Origin of the sequence: Kutzneria sp. CA-103260, from assembly GCF_018263855.1 — a bacterium.
In the GTDB taxonomy this organism is placed as follows: domain Bacteria; phylum Actinomycetota; class Actinomycetes; order Mycobacteriales; family Pseudonocardiaceae; genus Kutzneria.
The window spans coordinates 1,961,256-1,984,298 of the sequence record NZ_CP073318.1; the positions used below are offsets into that span (position 1 = coordinate 1,961,256).

A 23,043-nucleotide genomic window follows, 5' to 3' on the forward strand; every position below is an offset into this window, starting at 1 on the left:
CCGGCCGGCTACTTCCAGCGGAAGTGCACGAACACCCGGCCGAAGTTGTCGGAGTCCTTCTCCACCCGGTGGTAGAGCGCCTTGATCTCCTTGCGGTCCAGGAACCGCAGCACGTGCTTCTTCAACGCCCCGGACCCCTTGCCGGGGATGATCTCCACCAGCGGCGCCTTCTTCGCGACGGCCTCGTCGATGACGGCGCGCAGCGCCCGGTCGATCTCGCCGCCGCGGTTGTAGATGTCGTGCAGGTCCAGCTTGAGCTTCATACCGGCCATGGTGCTCCTACCACGCGACCGTCGTCACCGACACGATCGGCAGACTGATCCCATGCACGAGTACCGCGTCACCAAGTACGACCCGGACCGCCGCGACGAGCACGGCTCCTATCCCGACGACTGGACCGCCTGCTCCGACATCGGCCGTGAGTTCGGCGGCGTTGTGCTCACCCGCGAGGAATACGGTCGGGTCGAGGACGCCCACCTCGAAGCCGTACGGATCTTCGCGACCGCGGCCGGCATCGACGAGTTCTCCGTGCGAGGTCTTGAACGCCATGGCAAGCCGACGGTGGATCTCCAGGAAGGGCAGCGCCTCAACCTGCCCGAGGCGCTGGACGTCGTTCGGGGCCTGCTGCGCGAAGCCGGCTTCTGGTGCCGGCTGGAGGCTGACGGCGGCTTTGCCCACATCGGCTGGGACTACTACATGTACCTCGGCGCCGCCGTTGATGTCACCGGCGTCGTGCCTGCGGTGGAAGCCCTCGGCCTCTACGTGGAACCAGGCTGGTCTTCGCCGTATCACCCGGATGAGCAGTAGCCGCTGCGGACACCCGGCTGCTCGCCGCGGAATAGTAGACTGAAACTCAGTTATGTGCCGGACCTGTGATGGTTTCCTTGTACCACAAGGTGACCTGGGGGTTGAGCAGCAGCGAGGCGACGCCGACCGCGAACCCGATCTCCACGATGCCGGCCGTCGCCCCGTTGACCAGGTTGAGGATCCCGTTGAGTGCCCCGAGCGCCTCGACCACCAACGCCAGCGTCCGGCCGAACCGCCGCTTGGCGACGAACAGGGCGGCCGTGAGGGCCAGCACGAAGACAAGGATGTTGTCCACGACGGCGAACGAGTTGAAGCCGCCGACCTCCTGGTTGTGGGCCTGGCGTTCGGCGATCGCGGCGAACTGCAGGACGGTCAGCAGGCCTATGCACACGGCCTGGATCCACAGGATGACCCGGGCGGTGCGCAGCGGCCTGGGCAGCGGAACCGGGGTTGGCACGGGCGACTGGGACATGGCGGCTTCCTTCCGGACCGGTGCGGAGCCGGCAGACTAGGGCCGCCGTCCCGGGACCGGTCCCGCATGGCAGCACTAGCCGCTCCGCCGGGGTCCGTCAGTGGTAGATGGACCTGACTTCCTGGTAGGCGGCCAGGGCGTCGGGGCCGAGCTCGCGCCCCAGGCCGCTGTCCTTCAGCCCGCCGAACGGCGCGCCGGGGTCGACCAGGTAGCCGTTGATCCCGATGGTGCCGGTGCGAATTGCCCGTGCCACGGTGAAACCGCGCTCGGGATCGGTTGTCCAGACGCTGCCGCCCAGGCCGTAGCTGCTGTCGTTGGCGATGCGGACCGCGTCGTCGGAGTCGGCGTAGCCGTGCACGGTGAGCACCGGGCCGAAGACCTCCTCCCGGACCACCACGCTGTCCCGGCCAAGACCGGTGAAGATCGTCGGTTCGAGATACCACCCGGTCGTCAGGTCGGCCGGCCGCCGCCCGCCGGTGACGACCGTGCCGCCGTCGGCGCGGCCACGTTCGACGAGGCCTTCGACGCGATCACGGTGCCGGGCGGTGACCAGCGGTCCCAGCTGCGTGCCGGGATCCAGCGGGTCGCCCATGGTCAGCGAGGAGACGAGGTCGGCCAGGAACTCCACGATCTCGTCGTGGCGGCTGTGCGGAACGAGAATGCGGGTGCCGAGGTAACAGGTCTGTCCACTGTGGCCTACCACCGCCCGCGTGAGCCGTTGGCGCAGGCCAGTTTCGGTGAGGTCGACGTCGTCGAGGAAGACGGCGGCCGACTTGCCGCCGAGTTCGAGCGTCACCGGGCGCAGCAGCCGGCCGCAGACCTCGGCGATCGCGCGGCCGGCGGCGGTCGACCCGGTGAACGCGACCTTGTCGACTCCCGGATGAGCCACCAGGTAGCTGCTCACGTCCCGGTCGGCCGGCACGACGTTGAGCACCCCGGGCGGCAGGCCGGCCTCGGCGGCCGCCTCGGCCAGCAGGTTGGCGTCCAGCACGGTTTCCGGCGACGGCTTGAGCACGACGGTGCAGCCGGCGGCCAGCGCGGGCGCGTACTTGAACGAGGCGAGGGTCTGGGGCGCGTTCCACGGCGCGATAGCGGCGACCACGCCGAGCGGTTCGCGCCGCACGGTGGTGGTGCCGCCGCGCATCCCGGATTGTGTGTGCTCAGTGGGTTCGGTCGCCAGCCCGGCGTAGTACCGCAGCAGTCGCACCGGGAGTTCCGCCTCGGCGGCCCTGGACATGGTGATCGGCATGCCGTTCTGGGCACTGACCCGATGCGCCATCTCGGCGCCGCGGTTCTCCAGCGCGGTCGCCAGGCGCAGCAACGCCTCGGCGCGGTCCGCGCCACTCAGACGTGACCAGCCCGCGAAGCCCTGACGGGCTGCGGACACCGCCCGGTCGACGTCCGCCTCGTCGGCCTCGGGCACCGAGCCCAGCTGCCGCTCGGTCGAGGCCGAGTGGACGGTGATGCGCCGGCTGGACCGAGGTGCGACCCAGGCCCCGCCGATGAACAGCGAGGAGTAGTCGATGGTCACGGCGCACTCTCCTTCGAACTGCGGTCGATTGTCATGGCCAGGGAACGGCTTCGGGAGTCCGCGCGTCGACCGGGTCTTTCCGTGACACGGAAACCATCGGTGCGACCCGCGTCACGGCCGGCCCTTTCCGTGACGTGGAAAGCCCCGCTCGACGGTGCGCGCCGGCCCGGCGCACAGTGGTGGCGGAGTTCGAAAACCCAGCTAGGAGAAGCAATCATGTCCCGAATCCTCGTCATCCTGACCGCGGCGCAGCAGTGGTCGCAGAAGGACGGCTCGCAGCGGCCTACCGGGTTCTGGGCCGAAGAAGTCGCCACGCCGCACCGGATCCTGCGCGACGCCGGGGTGGAACTGGTCATCGCCACCCCTGGCGGCCGGCCGGCGTCGCTGGACGAGTTCAGCCTCGCCCCGGAGGTCAACGGCGGCAACCCGGCGAAGGTCGCCGAGATCCGCGCCTACCTGGAGTCCATCCAGACCGAGCTGGACCACCCGCGCTCGCTGTCCGACATCGACCCCGCCGAGTTCGACGGCGTGCTCACGCCCGGCGGGCACGGCCCCATGCAGGATCTTGCCGTCGACCCCGAGGTGGCCCGCATCCTCAGCGCGATGCTGCCCAACGAGCACAAGGTCGTCGCCTCGCTGTGCCACGGCCAAGCCGCGTTCCTCGGCGCCGGCACCGAGGACGGCTGGCTGTTCCGCGGTCGCCGCATGACCGCGTTCATGGACGCCGAGGAGACCCAGACCGGCCTGGCCGCCAACGCGCCGTGGCTGTTGGAGACCCGCCTGCGGGACGCCGGCGCGGTCTACGAGTCCGGTGAGCCGTGGGGCTCGCACGTGGTGGTCGACGGCAACCTGGTGACCGGCCAGAACCCGGCGTCCGCGGACGCCGCCGCCGAGGCGATCCTCAAGGAGCTGGCCGCCCGCGGCTGAGCCCGAACCCGAACGACAGGAGGCGGGCGGATGACTCGCGTGCGCGTCGAATCCGGCGAACTGGCAGGGAAAACCCGGAACGGCGTGACGGCGTTCCTCGGCATCCCTTATGCCGCACCGGTGATCGGCGCGGCGCGATTCCGCCCGCCGGCCCCGCTACCCCGGTGGACCGGCACCCGGGCGGCCAACGAGTTCGGGCCGTCCGCACCGCAACCGGGCGGCATCCGGGCTGAGCTGGTGCTCGGCCCGTCCACGCCCAGCGGCCCGGACTGCTTGGTGCTGAACGTGTGGACGCCGCGGCTCGACCCGTCGGCCGGCCTGCCGGTTCTGGTGTGGCAGCACGGCGGCGGGTGGATCAACGGCTCAGGTAGCGTGCCCGCGCTGCGCGGGGACACGCTTGCCCGGGAGGCCGAGGCGGTCGTGGTCACGGTCAACTACCGCCTGGGACCGTTCGGTTTCGCCACGCACCCGGAATTGACGGGCGAGCACGCCAACCTGGGGCTGCTCGACCAGCGGGCCGCCCTGGACTGGGTGCACCGCAACATCGAGGGCTTCGGCGGCGACCCCGGCCGGCTCACGCTCGGCGGCGACTCGGCCGGGGCGATGAGCGCGGCGATCCAGTCTGTCCTGCCCGGGACGCGGCGGCCGGCCGCGCTGGCGTTGCACGGCGGCGTGCCCAGCTTGCGAGAGCCGGCGGCCGTCGCCGACATCGTCGAACAGTTGGCCGCGCTCATCGGCGTGCCGGTGCGCGGGCTCGCGGAGCTGGACGACGAGGTGCTGATCGCCGGGGCGATGGATCTCGGTCCGCTGTACCCCTTCGGACCGGTGGCCGCGGGCGAACTCGACGGTGGCCTGCCCGACCCGGCTGGCCTGCCGACCTTGCTGGTCACCACCGCCGACGAGGGGACGTTCTACCTGGTCGACGAGCAGTCGCCGCGGGAGTTCACGAAGGTCGAGGCGGAGCGGGTGGCGGCCGGCCTGCTGCCCGGCGACGCCGTGCGGCGGTACGGGATCGCTGCCGCGAACCTACTGGCCGAACGGGCCTGCGACCCGCGCTGGGCGTTGGCGGCCGCGGTGACCACCGCGCTGATGGACGAGCCGGCCGATGCCTGGGCGGCACAGGCTGGACCGGTCTGGCGGTTCCGCTACGTGCGGCCGGCGACGCTGTGGGACGGCTGGCTCGGGGCGACGCACACGCTGGACGTGCCGGTGCTGTTCGGCAACCACCGCCGCCCGGAGCTAGCGCGGTTGTTCGCCAATGACCCCGGCGTGGACGAGGTGTCGGCACGGATGCGCCGCGAATACAAGGACTTCCTGCACCGCTCAGCTCTCGATCGTCCGGTGTGGACAGTCGTGGAACCGTACGTGCACGAGATTTAGCCGACGTTCCTCATGGCCTGGGAGATCGACGCGGCGTACCGGCGCATGACTGGCACAAGTTTGGTCAGTCCATCCACTGTGGACGGAGTGAGCACAGTCAACGCGATCGGGCTCTGCCCGTCACGGACGGCCACCGGGACCGACACCGACGACTGGCCGGCGGTGCTCTCCGAGTGCGTCACCGCGAAGCCCGCTCGGCGGGCGTTCTCCAACTGGGCCAGCACAAGCCGGGGCTGGATCTGCGTGTACGGGGTGCGTCGCTCCAACCGGGTGCGCAGCGCCGCCGACACCGTCGCCGGCTCGGCCCCGGACATCAGCAGCTTGCCGGCGCTGGTGGCGAACAGCGGGATCTCGTCGCCGGCGTGGGCGAGGTAGATGTTCTCGGCCCGGCCGCGCACGGTGTCCAGGCAGATCAGCCGGTCCTGCACCATCGTGCTCACCGCGACCGCGTTGCCGGTGGCGCCGGCCAGGGCCCGGGCGTGGGGGAGGGCCGCCTCGCGCAGCCGGCGCTCCCAGGCCGAGGCCATGCCGAGCCGCCACACCTTCTCGCCGAGCCGGTAGGCGCCGTCCGGGGTGCGCTCCACGCCGCCCCAGGCCGTCAGCTCGCCCAGCAGCCGGTGCGTGGTGGACACGGGCAGCCCCGCGCGGCGGGCCAACTCGCTCAGCGTCAGCTCGCCCAGCTCCTCGCCGAGCAGGTCGAGCAGGCCGAAAACCCGCCCGACATGGGAGTCGGACCGGGGTCGCGTCGAATCGCTCATGAGTTCGCCTTCGGGTCCGACATGGACGGTCGATCCCCATCGTACGAGTTCGGAGGCCGCGTCTCCGTGCCGAGCTCGTCGCCCCGAGCCCGGGGCGGCCACGTCCGCCGCCCCGAACCCGAGAACCGTTCTGCTCCACCAGTCGTCAGTGGGTGGTGAGGTCGAACTCCTCCCACGGGCCGATCGCTGTGCGGTTGGCGATCAGCGCTGCCGCGCCGGCGTTCTCCGCGGTCACGAGGTGCTGGTTGTTGTACGCGCGCAAGCTCACGCTGCCGTCGCCGTTGTGGATCAGGTAGAACGTCTCCCAGGGGCCGGGCCCGCCCCGGTTGGCGATCAGTGGCGCGGATCCGTTGCTCTCCGCGGTGACCCACTGGTTGTCCGAGTGCGCCCGGAGATTGACAGTGCCGTCGGTGTTGGTGAACATGTCGAAGGTCTCCGCCGTGCCGACCGAGGTGGCGTCGGCGATCAGCGACGTGGTGTTGTTCGCCGCGTCGACGTACTTGCCGTTGGCGTGGGCCCGGAAGCTCACCACGGACGTGCTGGTCTTGAACGTGGTGGTGTTGTTGGCGTAGCCGGCCCCCGCGAGGTCGGCCTGCACCGCGTTCTCGGTGGCGTCGGTGGGGAAGCCGGCGGTGACGGCACCTTCGAAGAACTCACCCTTGCCCATCGGGCTGTTGTCGCCGCCGGTGCCCAGCTCGATGGAGGGCTGCACCTTCATCGGGTTGTAGCCGTTGGGCAGGGCGCCGGAGTACGAGGTCGTCAACCCGCCCGACTGGCCGTTGCCGTACTTGAGGGTGAAGTTGGTGGTGCCGTTGTTCTTCTCCCAGGCCGACACGAACATGCCGGTCTCGCTCGGGATGTTCGACGGGTTCACGCCGGTGTTGCTGAAGTACATGCCGTTCTCGAGGTCGCCGCCGACCCAGGGGCCCGGGCCGCTGCAGCCGCCGACCCAGCACGCCGATCCGTAGTAGATCGCGTTCATGGTCGAGTTGCCGTCGTCGGAGTCGTCGGTCTCGGCCGAGCCGAAGTCGAAGCAGCAGGAGCCGCTGGTGAGCATGGACGACGTCATCATGTACATACCCTCGGGCTGGGAGCCGGTGGGCACGTTCCGGACGGCGTTGTTGCGGTATCCGGTGCCGATGTCGTTGACCAGCACCCCGTACGCCGGCTTGCCGCCGACCGTGACGGGCAGGGCCATCGCGTTCGCGCCGATGTCGGCGCCGTTGGGGCCGGGCCCGTGGAGCCCGCCCGAGCAGCCCGAACACGACGAGCCCGGGGAGATGCCCAGGTTGTTGCCGTTGGCGGTCTGGTCGTAGAGCTGGGTGATGGTGCAGGTCGTGCCGGAGCAGAAGGAGACCTGCGGCGCGGAGTTGACCACCCCGCCGGTCGACGCCAGGCCGATGTTCAGCGTGTTGTTGTCCGAGGCGCGCTGAATCTGGTACAGGGGACCGGCATAGGAGGCGAACAACGCGCGCGTGGTGCTGTAAGCCGCCTCGCACGGTGTGCCGCCGGACGCGTAGATGTCGCAGGCCTTCTGTGTCGCCGCGGCCGAAGTCGGGGCCGTCGCGAAGCCGACGACCGGCACGGCGAGCGCGACTGCCAGCAGCAGGGTGGCCAGCAACCGCGTGCGCCGTCGGAGTGTGGGTAGGGCGTGCACGAAACCTCCGTCGTCATTGTCGGGAGTTGCCCGGACAGCGCTTCGTGGTGACAAGGAGCCACGAGCGCCGCCGACGTGGTGCGGCACACATGTTCGACCGGCTTTAGGCCTAAGTCAAGGAAAGTAGCAACAGATGGCACCCGTTTAAGTCAACCTTTGGAGTAAATCTGATCGCTGGACGCGCGTTGGCCGCGATCGAGACCTGTCCTTTAGTGCAAAGGCGGCACAACTAGACGGTCTTACCGAGTTATCGCCGGCCCGGAGACGACGTCGGTGAATCCGTGGACGTCCGCACCGGCAGCGGCGATCCGGCGCCGTGCAGCATCGCGATGATCCGGTCCGCGTAATCGGCCGGCGCGGTCGCGTCCAGGCTGTCCCGCTCGTGGTCGGCGGCCATGGTGATGATCATGATCGTGAGGTGCGCGGCGGCCGAGTTCCACAGCTGGTCCTCGCCGCTGCGCTCCGCGATCGCGTCCTCCAGCAGTAGGCGCTGCTGGTGCCAGAGGTCCCAGAGCCGCGCCCGCGGCCCCGGGGCGTGGTCCAGTTGCGCGCGCAGCCGACGCAGCCGGATCCGGGCGTTCTCGTCGACGTCCAGCACCGTGTGCACGACCACGCCGAGCGAGACCGGGACGTCCTCGTCGTCGGGGCGGGCGCGCAGCAGGTCGGCGAGGCCGCTGGTGTTGCGCGCGATCGGGTCGAGCAGGATGGCGTCCTTGTTCTCGAAGTGCCGGTAGACGGTGGAGATCCCCACCTCGGCCCGCTCGGCCACCTGCTCCAGTGTGGCCGCCTCGTACCCGTTGCGCTCCACCAGCGTGAGCATCGCGTCGTAGATCGCCTCGCGGACCTTCTGCGCCTTCTTCTCCCGGAGTCCCACCCGGTCACCCTAACAGAAGTGGGAAGTCTTCCCACTTGGCAAGACTTGCCATTCGGGATAGGTTCCGACTGCCGTCGTACGAAGGGGTGCGCTTGTACATCAACGATTTCGAGCTGGTCGACACCGAGATCGGACGCTCCGGGGCCGAGCTGCCGGCCGACGGCTGGCTGCCGGCCGTGGTGCCGGGCGGCGTGCACGAGTCGCTGCTGGCCGCCGGGCGGATCGAGCCCCCGTACCAGGACCGCAACGAGCTCGACATCCGCTGGATCGAGGACCGCGACTGGTGGTTCCGGGCCTCGTTCGCGCGCCCGGCCGCGGACGGCCGCGCCCGGCTGGTGTTCCATGGCCTGGACACGGTGGTGGACATCTGGCTGAACGGCGAACCGCTCGGACATCACGAGAACATGTTCCGGCCGGCGGAGTTCGACGTGACGGAGCGGCTGCGTGCGGACAACGAGCTGCTGCTGCGCTTTTCCCCGCCGCTGCACGGTTTGACGGTTCCGCGGTCCGGCGTCGAGCTCCTGTCACGGCTCGCCGCGGTGTTCGCCCAGGGCGACGACGAGCAGGCCGCGGAGCGCCCGTCCGAGAGCAGCGGCATGATGTCGACGCTGCCGATCGCGTCCCAGCGCCGCAAGGCCGCCTTCTCCTGGGGCTGGGACTTCGGGCCACGCGTGCCGTCGATCGGCCTCTGGCGTCCGGTCGAGCTGCGCGTGGCGCGGGCGGCCGTGCTGACCGGGCACCACATCCGTACTCATGCGATCGCCGCGGACGGTTCGGCGACCGTGGGCGTGCTCGTCGAGGTCGACCAGTTCGACACCGACGCTCCGCTCACCGCGCAGGTCACGCTGACCGCGCCGTCCGGTCTGCGCACGACCGTGCGGCTGCCCGTGTCGCAGGGGCGGGCGCACCGCGTGATCACCCTGCCGGCGGCGGAACTGTGGTGGACCCACGACCTCGGCGACCAGGCGCTGTACGACGTGACGATCGTGTTGCTGGACGGGGGAGAAGTCCTGGACCGTGTGACGGATCGGATCGGGTTGCGCACGATTGTGCTGGACCGCGGCCCCGATCCGGCGGGCGGACGGCTGTTTCGCTTCCTGCTCAACGGTGTTCCGGTGTTCGCCCGGGGCGCGTCGTGGCTGCCGGCGGACATGCTGGTCGGATCCGTGGCCGAGGACCGCGTCCGGGCGCTGGTCGGGCTCGCGCGGGACGGCGGCATGAACATGCTGCGGGTCTGGGGCGGCGGCATCTACGAGCAGGATGCCTTCTACCGCGCCTGCGACGAGCAGGGAGTGTTGGTGTGGCAGGACTTTCTCTTCGCCTGCACCGACTATCCGGAGAGCATGCCCGCACTGGCTGACGAAGTCGCGCGGGAGGCGGAGCATCAGGTCAAGCGGCTGCGCAACCACGCGAGCCTGGCGTTGTGGTGCGGCAACAACGAGGTGCAGATGATCCACGGCGCCGCGTATCGGAACTACGATCCCGGCGACTGGGGCTACGACTTCTTCCACCGTGTGCTGCCCGACGCGGTCGCCGAGTTCGACGGCCGGACCCCGTACTGGCCGGGCAGCCCGTGGGGTGAGGACGCCAGCGAGGGTTTCGCGGCCGTCAACGGGGTTCGGGACGGCGACCGCCATGCCTGGGAGGTGTGGCACGGCATCAGCCTCGATCCGAACGCGCCACAGTTCGACAGCCTTGGGGACGCGCGGCACTATCGCCGTTACGCCGACGACAAAGGCAAGTTCATCAGCGAGTTCGGCATCCACGCCGCGCCGGAACTGGCCACCCTGCGCCGGTGCCTGCCGCCGGACCAGCTGCACGTCCACAGTGGATCGTTTGATCACCACAACAAGGACAGCCCGAAGGACAAGCACGACGCCGTGCTGGCGATCGTGACCGGGCTGCCCGAGACGATCGAGCAGTACGTGGACTTCACCATGGTGTCGCAGGCCGAGGGGCTGAAGTTCGGCGTCGAGCACTACCGCCGCCGGCAGCCGCACTGCAACGGCACGCTGGTGTGGCAGTTCAACGACGTCTGGCCCGGCTTCAGCTGGTCGGTCGTGGACCACGACCTGGTGCCGAAGGCCGGCTACCACTACCTGTCCCGGGCGTACGTGCCGGTGCTGGCCAGCTTCCGGCGGGACGGCGACACCCTGGAACTGTGGCTGAGCAACAGCGGCCGCACGGTGGTCACCTCCACCGCGACCGTCGCCATTGCCGGCTTCGACGGCACGGAACACCTTCGCGAGGACGTCACCGCGACCGTGGCGGCCGGCGACTCCCGTCCGGTGTGGACAGTCGGCGGCCTGGAGCTGACAGCGGACCGCTATGCCTGGGTGGACGGCGACTTCCCGTCGAACCGGCTGTTCTTCGCCGAGATCAAGGACATTCCGTTCGGGGAGCCCGAACTCGACGTCGTGGCCACCACAACCGGCCCCGGCCGGGCCTCGCTGGCCATCACCGCCACCGGCTTCGCCTACTTCGTGCACGCGCTCACCCCCGTGCCCGGAGCCCGGTTCCACACCAACTATCTCGACCTGCGCGACGGCGACACCGCCACGATCGAGGTCACCGGCCTGCCGGACGGCTTCGACCCCGCCGCCATCGAGGTCCGGGCCTGGCCGCCCCGCTGAAAGGAGATCCACCACCATGCTCGGACGACTGCTTGCTCCGTTGATGCGCCGCCACATGGCCATGCGCCGCAACCAGTTCGACGTGCTGCCGTTGCCCGAGGGACGGGTGCTGTTCCTCGGCGACAGCATCACCGAGGGCGGGCACTGGAACGAGTGGTTCCCGCACTGTCCGACGGTGAACCGCGGTGTCGGCGGGGACACCGTCGACGGTGTCCGCGGCCGGTTGGCGACCGCGGTCAACCGTCCGGCGGCCATCTCCCTGCTGATCGGCACCAACGATCTCAACGGACAGGGCCGCACGGCCAAGGTGCCCGGCATCGAGGCGCAGTTCGAGGCGTTGGTGCACGAGATCCGCGCACTGGCGCCGGACGCGCCGCTGATCGTCAACGGCGTCATGCCGCGGGGAGCGAAGTGGGCGGGCCGGATTCGTGAGCTCAACGCCCGGTATGCGGCGATCGCCGGCGACGCCTACGTCGACCTCTGGCCGGCCCTCGCCGACGGCGACGCGCTGCGGGCGTCGTACACGGGCGACGGCCTGCACCTCAACGGACATGGCTACCAGGCGTGGGTCGACGTGCTGCGTCCCCGTCTCGAAGCGGTGCTGGGAGACTCGCCCGTGCGGAGCGCGTGAACGACCGGTGTCCGGCGGGGCACGGCGTCACGCCCCGGCAAGCTTCTCCAGCGCCGTGCGGGCCACGTCGGTGAGCTCTTCGTCGGTGAGGTCGCCGGGCTCGCGCACACTCGGGTCGATCGCGTAGTCGTCCAGCGCGTAGAACATCCGGTTCAGCATCTCGGTCAGCGGCGACCTGGTCCGCTCGCGATCGCTGAGCGAACGCAGCCGGGCGGCGAGCCAGCGCCGGGCGAAGTCGGCGGGCAGGATCCGGCCGTCGGCGAGTGACCGCATGAGTTCCAGCTGCTCGGCGACGTTGCTGTCCGGATCCACGTCCGCGGGCCTGGACCAGCTGTGCCGCAGGGGCGGAAACTCGGCGGCGATGTCGATGAGCACCGAGGACCCTGTCCGGCGCGCGTAGCGGGCGAACCGTGCCCGTGCCTCGTCGCTGCCTTCGGGGACGTGCCCGCGCACGAAGTCCGGTGTGCCGCCGACCAGACCGTAGCCCTGGGTCGTGACGAGCACCGCGCCGTCGGGCTCCTCGACGACGGTGTCGGCGGGCTCGATGCCCAGCCGTCGGGTGAGGTCGTCGGCGGCCAACGGAACCACGGCCTCCGCGCCCCACCGCCGGCGGAAGTCGGCCACCTCGTCGTGCACCCTCGAAATCCTTTGTGGACAGTGCGATGCTGGGACGCCGCAACGCGCCCCCTCCCGAGGAGGGGACGCGCCGCTGCGTTGTCGGTCAGTGGAAGGTTAGCGAAGCGGAGTTGACGGTTTCCGTGCTGGGGCACAGGCCGCCGCCACTGCTGAGGTTGGCCGTGAAGGGGCCGCCGGTGTAGGCCCGCCCGGTTCCCTGGCGGGAGTACTTCACGTTGGTCACCTTGTACGAGCAGGTGATGCCGAGCACCGTCCCGTTGACGTCGACCTCGGGCGCGGACACGGTGCCGGCCGAGTCGTCGAAGGTGACCTGAGGGTCGTTGGTCAGGCTGGCCGTGATGCTGCCGCTGCAGCTCGGCTTGACGGTCGTGTGGTCGATGGTCAGGGTGTTGGGCGGCACGTCACTGGTGGTCGCGTTGGTCCAGGAGCAGCTAGAGCCGCTCACGGTGATGTTGCCGTCGACCTGTCCGGTGGCGGCGTAGGCAGGGACCGCCAGGAGCACGCTGCCGGCGACGGCGGCGACACCCACGACCAAGCGGTTCAGTTTCACAGGGTCCTCCTACTGCGCTTCGCGTCTGCGACGGCTCCTCCGCCGCCGTGCACCCGCTAACGCCCGGATGACCACTGGATCCGGTCCCGATTGAACGTGAAGATGATTCACGAAGCAGATGGTCGCACAGTTGAGCCAAGTCTCATATGGATCGTCAAGTGTTAACCACGCCTGAGTGCCCGTTCCCCGTTCCCGGCGGGCCGGTCGGCACGGCTGCGGCCGTAGGGGCGTCGGCCCGGATCTCCAGGCCTTGAGCCGCAGCTGTCCGCCTATGGTCGCGCCGCCATCGCCAGCTCCGAGTACAGCCCTTCGAAGCGATCCAGCGTGCTCGCCATCGTGTGCTGGGCGATGTGCCGGCGGCCGGCGATGCCCATGCGTATGCGCGCGGCCGGATCCTCGATGAGCCGCCGTAGGCGGTCCGCGAGCGCCGCGACATCTCCGGGCGGGTACAGCCAACCGGTCACGCCGTTGGACACCAGGTGCGGCAGGGCCATCGCGTCGGCCGCCACCACCGGCTTGCCGGCCGCCAGCGCGTCCATCGTGGCCAGGCTCTGCAGCTCGGCGACACCGGGCATGCAGAACACGTCGGCCCGCAGGTACGCGTCGACGAGGGCCCGCTCATCGACGTAGCCGTGGAAGGTGACGTCGCCGGCGATTCCCAGTCGGCCGGCGAGCTTCCGTAGCGCCCCGCGACACTTGCCGTCGCCGACGATCTCCACCCGGACGCGGTGGTCGCGCCGGAGCCGGTGCGCGGCGAGCAGCAGTTCGTGGACCCGCTTCTCCTCGTCCAGCCGCCCGACGAAAAGCACATGCGGCGCCAAGTGATCCGGCATCGGGGCACGTTCGGGCCGGGGGAACCGGTCGAGGTCGATCCCGCACGACACGGGGACAGCGGAAGGCACACCGTGCTCGGCGAGCAACTGCACGGCACGAGGAGTCGGGGCGGTGACGATCTGGGCGCGGCGCAACACACGTCGCAAGTCCCACCATCCCAGACGTGATGCCGCTGACCGCAGAGGCCGCGGCAGGCGCAGGTGGCCGTGCAGGTTCTCGGGCATGAAGTGGTTGGTCGCGATCAGCGCAACGCCGGTGCGACGGGCAGCGGCCGCAAGACCCCGCCCGAGCAGGAAGTGGGCCTGGATGTGCGCGACGTCGGGCGCGAGTTCCGCGAGCAGCGCCCGGGCTTGCCTCATCGCGCGGGCCGGGGGAACCACGCGGAACGTCGGATGCGACGTGGCCCAGGATCCCACTCGGTGCACGGTGACCAGGCCGTTCGACTCGACAGTCGAACGGGCGGTCGTCGACGGGCACACCACGTGCACATCGTGGCCACGCTGCGCGAGTCCGGTCGCGAGCCTGGCGGCGAAGTTGGCGGCGCCGTTCACGTCCGGCGGGTACGTGTCCGCCCCGATCACGATTCGCAGTGTGGCCTTTTCGGTTGCCGCGGCGGGAAACGGCGCGTGCGACGCCCCAAGCGGCTCCACTGTGGACGATCCGGCGCTGTCGGTCGTGGCGTCCGCCATCGCGTTCGAGGTCATGCCAGCCAAGCTACTACGTTCGTGTAGTAGCTTGGCTGGGGAAATGATGTCGAGAACCTGTTTATCCGCTGTCGGATGGTCGTGGCGAGCCATCACCGGAGCGTCGAGCGCGCCGCAGGGGTGTCAAGGCGTGTGTTGGACGGCCACCTGTGGATACGGTGTCGCCTGTCCGGCAAGCAGGGGTTCGGGGCGGCCGCTGGTCACCTGCCCGACGAACGCGGCCAGGTAGGCGTTGGTGATGTCGAGCGCGTCATCGCCGTCGATCGTGCCGAGTGCGAGCTGGGATCGGACTGGGGCGGCGATGTAGTAGGCGCCGTAGTCGCTGAAGTTGAAGTGCTCGGCGCCGTTGAGCTGGTAGCACCAAGTCGGTCCGCTGCTCGCGGCCAACAAGGTCCGGGCGGTGTCGAGGCTGGACCGGTCCGCGCCGGCGGTCGGTTGGCAGGTTCCGGTGACGCAGGAGTTCTCGCTGCTGAGGAGCAGCATCGGCTTGCGCAGTCCAGCGTGGACGACCGGGCCGTACTGCGTCCCGTCGAGGTCGGCAGCCCCGGCGCAGTGCTGGTCCGTGCGACAGGCCTCGAGCGCGGCAGCGCCGCCGAAGGAATGCCCGAGGTAGACGACCTTCGTGGCGTCGACATGTCCGGCGAAACGACCGGCGCTGTCCAGCGTGCCGGCCTGCGCCGCCGCGAATCGGTCGTCGGCCGCCCACACCTCGATCAGTCGGTCACCCGCGGCTTGGGCCGGGCTCGCGTGCTCATCGGGCCCGCTGAACGCCGCCGGGTTGCCGGCATCGGTCGCGGACACGGGCTCGCCGCCGAGGACGGTCAGGTTCGCGCTGTAGGTGGGCGTGACGCCGACGACGAGGTACCCGTTGCTGGCCAGGCTTTCCGCCAACGTGGTGTACTGCGGTGCGGCGAACCCCAGGCCGGGTTCGAGGACGGCGACGGGGAATCTGCCGTCGGCGATGGGAGCTTCGGCGAAGGCATGGCCGTGCACGTCGTCGAAGGCGGTCTCGGCCACTCCGGCCGGACCGCCCAGATGGAGGCCCGCCCACGGGCCGGGCGCGTACGCCGCAGGGGCGAGGGCGGGTCCGAGCGCAGCGGGGTACCACACCCAAACGGACAACTGTCGAGGCGTGCCGGGGCGCGGGGCAAGCGGATCGGTGCGGGATCTGTCCGTCCAGTCGGCCGTGACTCGGCCGATCGGATACACGCCGGTGGGAGCGGGCAGTGTGACCGGCTGCGCTGACCTGATGGCGACGTAGGCGACATAACCCCCGATCGCCAGGACGACCACGAGCGCCAGGACGAGCAGGGTGCGCAACCATCGCTTCACGCCCGGATAGTATTCACCGTCCTCGCTGAGGGACCGCTGCCGCGGCACACAGCCTTGAGCCTGTCACCGGGTCACCGCCCCCGGTTGGAGGCGGTGACCGTGGCGGTGTCAGCTGACGGTGAGCGAGGCGTCGTCGATGACGAACGAGGTCTGCTTCTCGTAGTCCTCGCTGCCGGTGAACTTCAGCGTGACGCTCTGGCCGGCATAGGCGGACAGGTCGAACGTGTGCTGGGCGTATCCGGTGTTGTGGTCGAGGTTGGAGTAGGTGTGCAGAGTGGACAGCACCGTGCCGGCGCCGTTCACGACCTGGATGGTCAGCTTGTCGTAGGCCGTGTTCAGGGTTTCCGCCGTGTCGACGTGCAGCCAGAAGCCCAACTGGTAGATGGTGCAGCCGGCGGGCAGGGTGACCGTCTGCGTGAGCGTGTCGGTGTGGGTGGTGCCGTGTCCGTCCAGCCAGGCGTCCCAGGACCCGCTGTGCGGCGGCTCCGAGCTGCTGGTGTTGATCACGCCGGACGTCGTCCACGGCGCTGCGGCGCCGGTCTCGAAGCCGGGGTTGCCGAGCAGTTGCGCCGCCGTGCATCCGCCGGACGAGCCGGAGACGGTCCAGGTGAACGACGTCGAACCCGAAGGCCCGGTGGAGTCGGTCGCGGTGACGGTCACCGAGGAAGTGCCGGCGGTGGTCGGGGTGCCGGAGATCAAGCCGGACGCGGAGTCGATGGACAGGCCGCCGGGCAGGCCGCTGGCGGTGTAGGAGAGCGTGCCGCCGGCGGTGTCGGTGGCGGAGAGCTGCATGCTGGCAGCCGTGCCGACGGTGCCGGTCTGGTTGCCCGGGTTGGCGACGGTGACGGCGCCGGTGCCGCCGGTGGAGCCGAAGTCGGCGTTGAAGGCGGACTCCAGGCCGGCGGCGACACCGCTGTCGCTGATGATCAGGCCGAGTTCCCGGTTGTGGTTCAGGGAGTTGTCGGAGAAGTTCTCCGAGCCCTGGAACACCTTCGCGCCGCTGGCGCCGACGTCGGCCAGGATCGTCTTGGCGTGGATGTAGTACCCGGTCGACGAGGTGTAGGTCTTGACCTGGCCGCCGGCCGCGGTGAGTTGGCTGATCTGGCTGTTGTACGAGCCGTTCTGGTTCTCCAGCACCGCGCGGACCGCCACGCCGCGCTGCGCGTCCGCGACCATGGCGTTGACCAGGGTGGCGTCGCCGAACTCCTCCTGCTCCACGTCGAGCGTGCGCTGGGCGCCCTGGATCAGCGCGAGCAGGTGGCTCTGCGAGTCGGTGGGCGACCAGACCAGGTCGTCGCCGTCGGCCGGGGTGACCGAGGTCTTGGCGAAGTCGGCGTTGAACACCGACTCGACCGCGGCGACGTCATTGGCGTCGGTGTCGAACACGCCGAAGTCGCGGGAGGTGGAATAGTAGGTGGTGTCCAGATTGCCGGTGCTGATGTAGGACTCTGTGCCGTCAACGGTTATCGTCTTCTGGTGGGTGTAGACGTAAGCGGTCGACGAGTAAGTCACCGAGACACCGCCGGCCTGTAACGCGCTGTACGCCGCGCCGTTGACCGAGGTGTGCTGTCCGTCCAGGATCACGCGGACCGTGACGCCGGCCTTGTGCCGGTTCACCAGATCCGTGGTCACGGTGGTGTCGCGTAACTCGTACATCGTGACGTCGATGGACTTCGTGGCCGAGTTGATGAAGTTGTCGATCGCGCTCTCGCCCTGGTCGGGCAGGACCAGCAGGGAATACGTGCCGGCCGCGTGCGCGGCGGCCGGCAGGGCCAGGGAGATCGCCGTCGAGATGATCGCGGCGACCGCGATTCTCCAGCGGCGGGCAGGGGTAGCGGACATGCGGACTCCTCGCGTGGGAACGGCAAAAGTCGGCGCGCCTGATCGTCCCGGACGCATGCGGAGAAGAGAACCCGTGTGACTTTCCCATTGCGGACGAACACAGCAAAGGGGTGGGATACGCCGTCGACAACTGGGTGACGTGGCGGTGAACGACGCCGTCCGCCGTCAGCGCGACGGCGGACGGCCACGGCTACTTGGCGGCCTGGACGAACTTGTCGGTGTAGGTCCTGCTCAGGTCGATCGATTTGCCCTTGACGTCCGGGTTGAACGCCTGCAACACCTTGAGGTCGGTGCCGGGCCCGCTGGGCGGCATGATGCCCGTCGGGTTGTAGATGCCCTTCTCGCTGTCGAAGGCCTTGGCGTAGGCGTCCTTGCCGGAACCGGCGTAGTAGTCGGCCGGCATCTGGTTGGCCACGTCGGCGCCGGTGTGCTGCTGGATCCAGCTCAGCGTCTTGACGTAGGCGTTGACCAGCTTCTGCACGATGTCGGGGTGCTTGTCGACGTAGTCGGTGGTCATGTAGAGCGAAGTCGCCGGGTACTCGCCGCCGAGTTGCTGAGCGGTGCCGGTGGCGGTGCGCATGTCGAGGAGCAGGTACGCCGAGCCGGTCGCCAGCAGCGTGGACACCGTCGGCTCGGTGGTCATCGCGCAGTCGACGTTGCCGTGCTGCATGGCGCCGATCAGGGTGGCGCCGGACTGCACGCCGATGCGGTGGATGCCGGCCGGGTCGACGCCGTTCTTCTGGGCCAGGTACTGGGTGAGGAAGTCGGTGGAGGAGCCGATGTCGGTGATGCCGAGGTTGCGGCCCTTCCAGTCGGCGGGGGAGTGCACCTGGTCCTTGACCTCGTTGCGGCACAGCTCGACCTCGCCGGGCGTGGTGAGCATCGAGACCACCGACTCGACCTGCTGCCCGAGGCCCTGCATGGCGATGGTGTGGTCGTAGAAGCCGCCGACGCCGTCCACCTTGCCGGCGATCATGTTGGTGGTGGCGTCGACGCCGGCGCCCTCGTCCTGCAGCGTGACGTTCAGGCCCTGGTCCTTGTAGTAGCCCAGCCGCTCGGCCAGCATGAACGGCAGGTAGATCTGCTTGTTCAGGCCGCCGACCATGATGGACACCGCCTGACCCGAACCACCGGACGAGCCGCTGCCCGCGGTCGTCGAGGCGTTGTTGGCGCACCCGGTCACCATCAGCGCGGCCGCGGCCGCCAGACCGATCCACATCTTCTTCGACACAGTGATCTCCTTGTACGGCGGGAAAGTGCTCACAGATCGGGGCCGGCCAGCCGGGCCGGGCGCCAGCGCAGCAGGCGATTCTCCAGGCGGGTGATGAGCCACTCGGCGACCAGCGCGACCGCGCCCATGATCACCATGGCCGCCCAGACGCCGTTGGCGTCGAAGGTGCCCTGGGCGTTCTTGATCAGCACGCCCAGACCCGAGTAGCCGCCCAGGAACTCGCCGACGATCGCGCCGATCAGGGCGAAGCCGAAACTGACGTGCAGGCTGGCGATGATCCAGGTGAACGCCGAGGGCAGCACCACCTGGCTGGTCACCTGCCACCGCGAGGCGCCGAGAATGCTGGCGTTGGCCACGAAGTTGCGGTCCACCTCGCGGGTTCCCTGGAAGGCGTTGAAGAACACGCCGAAGAACACCAGCACGATCACCAGCAGGATCTTCGACTCCAGGCCCAACCCGAAGGCCAGCACGAACACCGAGCCCAGCACGATGCGGGGAATCGCGTTGAGCACCTTGATGAACGGCCCGAACACCTCGGACAGGAACCGGATCCGGCCCAGCGCGATGCCGCACACGATGCCCAGCGCGGTGCCGATCACGAACCCGAGCAGCGCCTCCTCCAGCGTCGTCAGGATCTGGTCGCCGAGCGAGCCGATCGCCGTGCCCTGGCTGATCCACGTGCCCAGCCGGTCGAGGATGCCCGACGGCACGCCGTAGAGGATCACGCTGCGCGGACTGCCCTGGACGGTCAGCTGCCAGCCGCCGACGACCGCCAGCAACACCGCGACCTGGGTCAGGTGCACCAGGATCCGGTGCCGGCGGGCGGCCCCGCGATGCCTGGACTCGACCGTCGCGACCTCGGTCCGCGTTTCCTGCGCGGTCGTCACGACGCCCTCCGATCGGCGTCGAGCCGGGTGCTCTGCGAGTAGGCGATGTCCACCTCGGCCCGCAACGCGTCCCAGATCTGGTGGTAGATGTCCAGGAACCGGCGGTCGAACCGGATCTCCTGCACGACCCGCGGCCGGGGCAGATCCACCGGGAACCGGGCCTTGATCGTCGCGGCCGGGCCGGCGGTCAGCACCACCACGGTGTCGGCCAGCGCGATGGCCTCCTCCAGGTCGTGCGTGACGAACACGACCGCCGGGCGGGTCAGGTCCCACAGCGCCAGCAGCTCGTCGGACATCTTGGCCCTGGTCTGCACGTCCAGCGCGGAGAACGGCTCGTCCATCAGGATCACCCGTGGCTCGGTGATCAGGTTCTGCGCCAGCGCGACCCGCTTGCGCATGCCGCCGGACAGCTGGTGCGGGAAGCGGTCCTCGAAGCCGGCCAGCCCGACCCGCCGGATCCAGTCGCGGGCCGACTCCAGCGCGTTCTTCTTCGGCACGCCGCGAAACCGCGGACCGGCGGACACGTTGTCCAGCACGGTTTTCCACGGCAGGATGGCATCGGTCTGGAACATGAAGCCGACCCCCGGCGTGATGCCGTCGACCGGGGCGCCGTGCACGGTCACCGCGCCGGCCGACGGTCGTTCCAGGCCGGACACCAAGGTCAGCGTGGTCGACTTGCCGCACCCCGTCGGCCCGACCACGGCGCAGAACTCGCCCGGCGCGACGGTCAGGTCGAGGTCGCGCAGCGCCGTGTAGGGGGCGCCGCTGTCGGTGGTGAACTGTTTGGTCACCCGCCGTAGCTCGATGGCGGGCTCTGGTTTCTCTGCGCTCACGGTAGGCTTCCCTCTGTCACGGCGGTGGTGGCGGTTTCGGTTGCCGCAGGACGCTAGGCGGGACGAAACGAGCCGGAAATGTTGCGCTCGAAACCCGTCGAGGAGTGCGTTTCAGCGATTTCTGCTCGTTGTGTTCAGTCCCGATTGCCGCAAAACGGACCGACGGCTTGGCGTCGGCGTGACGACGTGATGTCATGCGCCAACGCCCCGACGAGACGTGGCAGATCGGAGTGGCCATGTGGCGAGCCCGTCCGCTGGCGACCCAGATCCTGTTGTGGGTGCTGGCCATCCTGCTGGTGACGATCGCGGCCGGCGCCGCGCTGTACGCCACCTTGACCGGGGACACCCTGGACGACCAGTACAAGCAGCGCGCGCTGGACATCGCCGCCACCGTCGCGCAGTTGCCGGAGATCCCGGATGCCTTGGCGCACAACGATCCCGGACGCCGCATCCAGGCGCTGGCCGAGCAGGTGCGGAAGAACACCAGCGCCAGCTACGTCGTGGTGACCGACCGGGACGGCGTGCGCTACTCCCATCCGACACCGTCGCTGATCGGCCAGCGCATCGAGGAACCCGTGGTCGCACTGGACGGCAACGGTCACGTCGGCGTCGACAACGGCAGCCTCGGCCGCTCGGCCAACGGCCGCGTGCCGCTGTGTGCCGCCGACGGCACGATCGTCGGCCAGGTCTCCGTGGGCATTCTCGAGGAGCAGGTCACCACCCGGTTGCACGCCCAGATCGGCGAGATCGTGCTCTACTCGCTGCTGGCGCTGGCTATCGGAGTCGTGGCGTCGTGGCTGCTGGCCCGCGCGCTCAAGCGCGTGACCTTCGGGTTGGAACTGGCCGAGATCGCCACGCTGCTGCAGGAACGCGAGGCGATGCTGCACGGCATCCGGGAAGGCGTCGTCGGCATCGACGACCGAGGCTGCGTCAGCGTGATCAACGACGAGGCGCGCCGGCTGACCGGCATCCGCAGCGCCGGCGCCGGCCGCCCGGTCGCGGACCTGCTCCCGCCCGGGCGGCTGCGGAACCTGCTGGTGGACGGCCCGCTGGGGCGGGACGAGGTCGTGCTCACCGACGAATTCCTGTTGGTGGTGAACAGGATGCCGGTGCTGCTCGCCGGGCGGCCGGCCGGGCACGTCGTGACCCTGCGCGACCGCACCGAGTTGGAAGGGCTGATGCGGGAACTGCACGCGCTGACCGGCCTCACCAACGCCCTGCGGGCCCAGGAACACGAGTTCACCAACCGCCTGCACGTGCTGTCGGGGCTGCTCGGGCTGGGGGAGGCCGACGAGGCGGCGCGCTACCTGGCCGAGGTCGCCGGTGGCGCGGCCGCGCAGGCCGGCGACATCCAGGTGCGGATCGCGCCGGCCGAGCTCGCCGCACTCCTGGTGGCGAAGGTGACCACGGCCGCCGAGTCGGGCGTGCGGCTGGTCATCGACCCGGAGTCGGAGCTGGACCGCGGGTACGCGGAGGCCGAGCCGCTGCTGACGGTGCTCGGCAACCTCATCGACAACGCGGTCGACGCGGCGGCCGGTGGCTCGCAGCCCCGCGAGGTCACGGTGCGGATCTCCGACATCGACGACGTCGCGCACCTGGTCGTCACCGACACCGGGCCGGGCATTTCCCGCACGGAGCTGGCGAAGATCTTCCTCGACGGCTACTCGACCAAGTCCACACGGGACGGTATACGCCGCGGGCTGGGACTGGCCTTGGTCCGCCGGCTCGTGGTGCGCGCGGGTGGCTCGATCGAGGTGGCCCCCGGGCCCGGCGCCCGGTTCGACATCACGCTTCCGTTGCGCACGGCCGAACTGGAGGTGACGAGATGATCAGAACACTGGTCGTCGACGACGACTACCGGGTGGCCCGCATCCACGCCGCCAGCGTCGAGCGCGTCCCCGGCTTCGCCTGCGTCGGCGAGGCGCACAGCGTCGTCGAGGCCAGACAGGCGGTTCTCGACTCCGCACCCGACTTGCTGCTGCTCGACTTCTACCTGCCCGACGGCGACGGCCTTTCCCTGCTGCGGGACCTCAACGCCGCCGACGGCGCCACCCCGGACTGCATCGTGATCACCGCCGCCCGGGACCTGGCCACTGTGCGCTCCGCCATGCAGATGGGCGCGATCTACTACCTCGTCAAGCCGTTCGGGCTGCCGCAGCTGCGCCACCAGCTCGACGCGTACCGGCTGTGGCGGGTGCAGGCCAGCGGCGCCGGCGAGGCCGATCAGGCCACTGTGGACGCTCTCTACACGTTGCTGCGCGGCGCATCCACGCCACCGCCCACCGTCGGCATGATGCCGCCGACCATGCGCAAGATCCTGGACGCGGTCCGGGTTTCCGGCGAGCCCGTCGGCGCCTGCGCCCTCGCTGACCGCCTCGGCGTGAGCCGTCCGACCGCCCAGCGATACCTGAGCGAGCTCCACCGCCGTGGCGCCGTTCAACTCCACCTGGAATACGGTCGCGCCGGCCGTCCGGTGCACCGCTACGCCATCAGCTGAGCGTCCGTCCTGCTGTTTGGCGTCCAG

General features: G+C 69.8%; 21 protein-coding genes. 7 read left to right on the forward strand and 14 right to left on the reverse strand.

The genetic code is table 11. The annotated features are described in order from the left end of the window. Positions 1-8 precede the first annotated feature (8 nt). Positions 9-263, reverse strand: a complete 255-nt coding sequence (locus tag JJ691_RS08590) for a Smr/MutS family protein (RefSeq protein ID WP_116176430.1) — start codon at positions 261-263, stop codon at positions 9-11. Positions 264-324: 61 nt separating this feature from the next. Here JJ691_RS08590 and JJ691_RS08595 point away from each other — a divergent pair, with 61 nt between their 5' ends. Then, entirely contained in the window at positions 325-807 is a 483-nt protein-coding gene (locus tag JJ691_RS08595) for a hypothetical protein (protein ID WP_211768241.1), read from the forward strand. A gap of 46 nt (positions 808-853) precedes the next feature. Here the strand turns inward: JJ691_RS08595 and JJ691_RS08600 are convergent, their stop codons facing one another. Beyond that, a complete protein-coding gene (locus JJ691_RS08600) occupies positions 854-1,279 on the reverse strand; it encodes a hypothetical protein (RefSeq protein ID WP_211768242.1) in 426 nt (141 codons plus the stop codon). Positions 1,280-1,376: 97 nt separating this feature from the next. Then, the gene (locus JJ691_RS08605) at positions 1,377-2,810 is read right to left on the reverse strand and encodes an aldehyde dehydrogenase (protein WP_211768243.1); all 1,434 of its coding nucleotides are present in this window, start codon (positions 2,808-2,810) and stop codon (positions 1,377-1,379) included. Between the two features lie 216 nt (positions 2,811-3,026). On the opposite strand from JJ691_RS08605, the gene JJ691_RS08610 reads away from it, so the two are divergent. Further along, on the forward strand, positions 3,027-3,737 hold the full coding sequence (locus JJ691_RS08610; RefSeq protein ID WP_211768244.1) for a type 1 glutamine amidotransferase domain-containing protein: 711 nt from the start codon (positions 3,027-3,029) through the stop codon (positions 3,735-3,737). 30 nt (positions 3,738-3,767) lie between these two features. Further along, positions 3,768-5,117, forward strand: coding sequence for a carboxylesterase family protein (locus JJ691_RS08615; protein ID WP_211768245.1), 1,350 nt, complete (start codon positions 3,768-3,770; stop codon positions 5,115-5,117). Here the strand turns inward: JJ691_RS08615 and JJ691_RS08620 are convergent. The 3 genes from JJ691_RS08620 to JJ691_RS08630 all read right to left on the reverse strand — a co-directional run bounded on the left by JJ691_RS08620 (position 5,114) and on the right by JJ691_RS08630 (position 8,406). Then, positions 5,114-5,875, reverse strand: a complete 762-nt coding sequence (locus tag JJ691_RS08620) for an IclR family transcriptional regulator (RefSeq protein WP_211768246.1) — start codon at positions 5,873-5,875, stop codon at positions 5,114-5,116. The two genes, JJ691_RS08615 and JJ691_RS08620, sit on opposite strands and share 4 nt — an antisense overlap. A gap of 145 nt (positions 5,876-6,020) precedes the next feature. Then, positions 6,021-7,532, reverse strand: a complete 1,512-nt coding sequence (locus JJ691_RS08625; protein WP_249227781.1) for an arabinofuranosidase catalytic domain-containing protein — start codon at positions 7,530-7,532, stop codon at positions 6,021-6,023. A 247-nt stretch (positions 7,533-7,779) separates the two neighbouring features. Continuing rightward, entirely contained in the window at positions 7,780-8,406 is a 627-nt protein-coding gene (locus JJ691_RS08630) for a TetR/AcrR family transcriptional regulator (RefSeq protein WP_211768247.1), read from the reverse strand. 92 nt (positions 8,407-8,498) lie between these two features. Between JJ691_RS08630 and JJ691_RS08635 the strand changes: the two genes are divergently transcribed. Both JJ691_RS08635 and JJ691_RS08640 read left to right on the forward strand, forming a co-directional pair. Beyond that, on the forward strand, positions 8,499-11,039 hold the full coding sequence (locus JJ691_RS08635; protein WP_211768248.1) for a glycoside hydrolase family 2 protein: 2,541 nt from the start codon (positions 8,499-8,501) through the stop codon (positions 11,037-11,039). A 16-nt stretch (positions 11,040-11,055) separates the two neighbouring features. After that, entirely contained in the window at positions 11,056-11,670 is a 615-nt protein-coding gene (locus tag JJ691_RS08640) for a GDSL-type esterase/lipase family protein (protein WP_211768249.1), read from the forward strand. Between the two features lie 27 nt (positions 11,671-11,697). Here JJ691_RS08640 and JJ691_RS08645 read toward each other — a convergent pair whose 3' ends face one another. The 8 genes from JJ691_RS08645 to JJ691_RS08680 form a co-directional block, all read right to left on the reverse strand. After that, complete coding sequence (locus JJ691_RS08645; RefSeq protein WP_211768250.1) at positions 11,698-12,306, reverse strand: colicin immunity domain-containing protein; 609 nt, start codon at positions 12,304-12,306, stop codon at positions 11,698-11,700. An 85-nt stretch (positions 12,307-12,391) separates the two neighbouring features. Beyond that, on the reverse strand, positions 12,392-12,856 hold the full coding sequence (locus JJ691_RS08650) for a hypothetical protein (RefSeq protein WP_211768251.1): 465 nt from the start codon (positions 12,854-12,856) through the stop codon (positions 12,392-12,394). A gap of 269 nt (positions 12,857-13,125) precedes the next feature. After that, the gene (locus JJ691_RS08655; RefSeq protein ID WP_249227782.1) at positions 13,126-14,394 is read right to left on the reverse strand and encodes a glycosyltransferase; all 1,269 of its coding nucleotides are present in this window, start codon (positions 14,392-14,394) and stop codon (positions 13,126-13,128) included. A gap of 123 nt (positions 14,395-14,517) precedes the next feature. Further along, positions 14,518-15,726, reverse strand: a complete 1,209-nt coding sequence (locus JJ691_RS08660; RefSeq protein WP_249227783.1) for an alpha/beta hydrolase — start codon at positions 15,724-15,726, stop codon at positions 14,518-14,520. A gap of 108 nt (positions 15,727-15,834) precedes the next feature. Next, the gene (locus tag JJ691_RS08665) at positions 15,835-17,568 is read right to left on the reverse strand and encodes a phospholipase D-like domain-containing protein (protein WP_211768252.1); all 1,734 of its coding nucleotides are present in this window, start codon (positions 17,566-17,568) and stop codon (positions 15,835-15,837) included. A 190-nt stretch (positions 17,569-17,758) separates the two neighbouring features. Beyond that, positions 17,759-18,799, reverse strand: a complete 1,041-nt coding sequence (locus JJ691_RS08670; RefSeq protein ID WP_249227784.1) for an ABC transporter substrate-binding protein — start codon at positions 18,797-18,799, stop codon at positions 17,759-17,761. Positions 18,800-18,828: 29 nt separating this feature from the next. Continuing rightward, positions 18,829-19,686 (reverse strand): ABC transporter permease, encoded by an 858-nt coding sequence (locus JJ691_RS08675; RefSeq protein WP_211768253.1) that lies wholly within the window; start codon positions 19,684-19,686, stop codon positions 18,829-18,831. Beyond that, the gene (locus JJ691_RS08680) at positions 19,683-20,519 is read right to left on the reverse strand and encodes an ABC transporter ATP-binding protein (RefSeq protein ID WP_211768254.1); all 837 of its coding nucleotides are present in this window, start codon (positions 20,517-20,519) and stop codon (positions 19,683-19,685) included. Before JJ691_RS08680 ends, JJ691_RS08675 begins: the two co-directional genes overlap by 4 nt. 194 nt (positions 20,520-20,713) lie before the next feature. Between JJ691_RS08680 and JJ691_RS08685 the strand changes: the two genes are divergently transcribed. Continuing rightward, complete coding sequence (locus tag JJ691_RS08685) at positions 20,714-22,348, forward strand: ATP-binding protein (protein ID WP_249227785.1); 1,635 nt, start codon at positions 20,714-20,716, stop codon at positions 22,346-22,348. Then, a complete protein-coding gene (locus JJ691_RS08690; RefSeq protein ID WP_211768255.1) occupies positions 22,345-23,016 on the forward strand; it encodes a response regulator in 672 nt (223 codons plus the stop codon). Before JJ691_RS08685 ends, JJ691_RS08690 begins: the two co-directional genes overlap by 4 nt. The last annotated feature ends 27 nt before the right edge of the window (positions 23,017-23,043 follow it).

Bases quoted from the DNA above. Each gene is read 5' to 3' on its own strand.
- JJ691_RS08590 (WP_116176430.1), bottom strand. From the start codon at position 263: ATGAAGCTCAAGCTGGACCTGCACGACATCTACAACCGCGGCGGCGAG.
- JJ691_RS08595 (WP_211768241.1), top strand. From the start codon at position 325: ATGCACGAGTACCGCGTCACCAAGTACGACCCGGACCGCCGCGACGAG.
- JJ691_RS08600 (WP_211768242.1), bottom strand. From the start codon at position 1,279: ATGTCCCAGTCGCCCGTGCCAACCCCGGTTCCGCTGCCCAGGCCGCTG.
- JJ691_RS08610 (WP_211768244.1), top strand. From the start codon at position 3,027: ATGTCCCGAATCCTCGTCATCCTGACCGCGGCGCAGCAGTGGTCGCAG.
- JJ691_RS08615 (WP_211768245.1), top strand. From the start codon at position 3,768: ATGACTCGCGTGCGCGTCGAATCCGGCGAACTGGCAGGGAAAACCCGG.
- JJ691_RS08620 (WP_211768246.1), bottom strand. From the start codon at position 5,875: ATGAGCGATTCGACGCGACCCCGGTCCGACTCCCATGTCGGGCGGGTT.
- JJ691_RS08640 (WP_211768249.1), top strand. From the start codon at position 11,056: ATGCTCGGACGACTGCTTGCTCCGTTGATGCGCCGCCACATGGCCATG.
- JJ691_RS08655 (WP_249227782.1), bottom strand. From the start codon at position 14,394: ATGACCTCGAACGCGATGGCGGACGCCACGACCGACAGCGCCGGATCG.
- JJ691_RS08665 (WP_211768252.1), bottom strand. From the start codon at position 17,568: ATGTCCGCTACCCCTGCCCGCCGCTGGAGAATCGCGGTCGCCGCGATC.
- JJ691_RS08685 (WP_249227785.1), top strand. From the start codon at position 20,714: ATGCGCCAACGCCCCGACGAGACGTGGCAGATCGGAGTGGCCATGTGG.
- JJ691_RS08690 (WP_211768255.1), top strand. From the start codon at position 22,345: ATGATCAGAACACTGGTCGTCGACGACGACTACCGGGTGGCCCGCATC.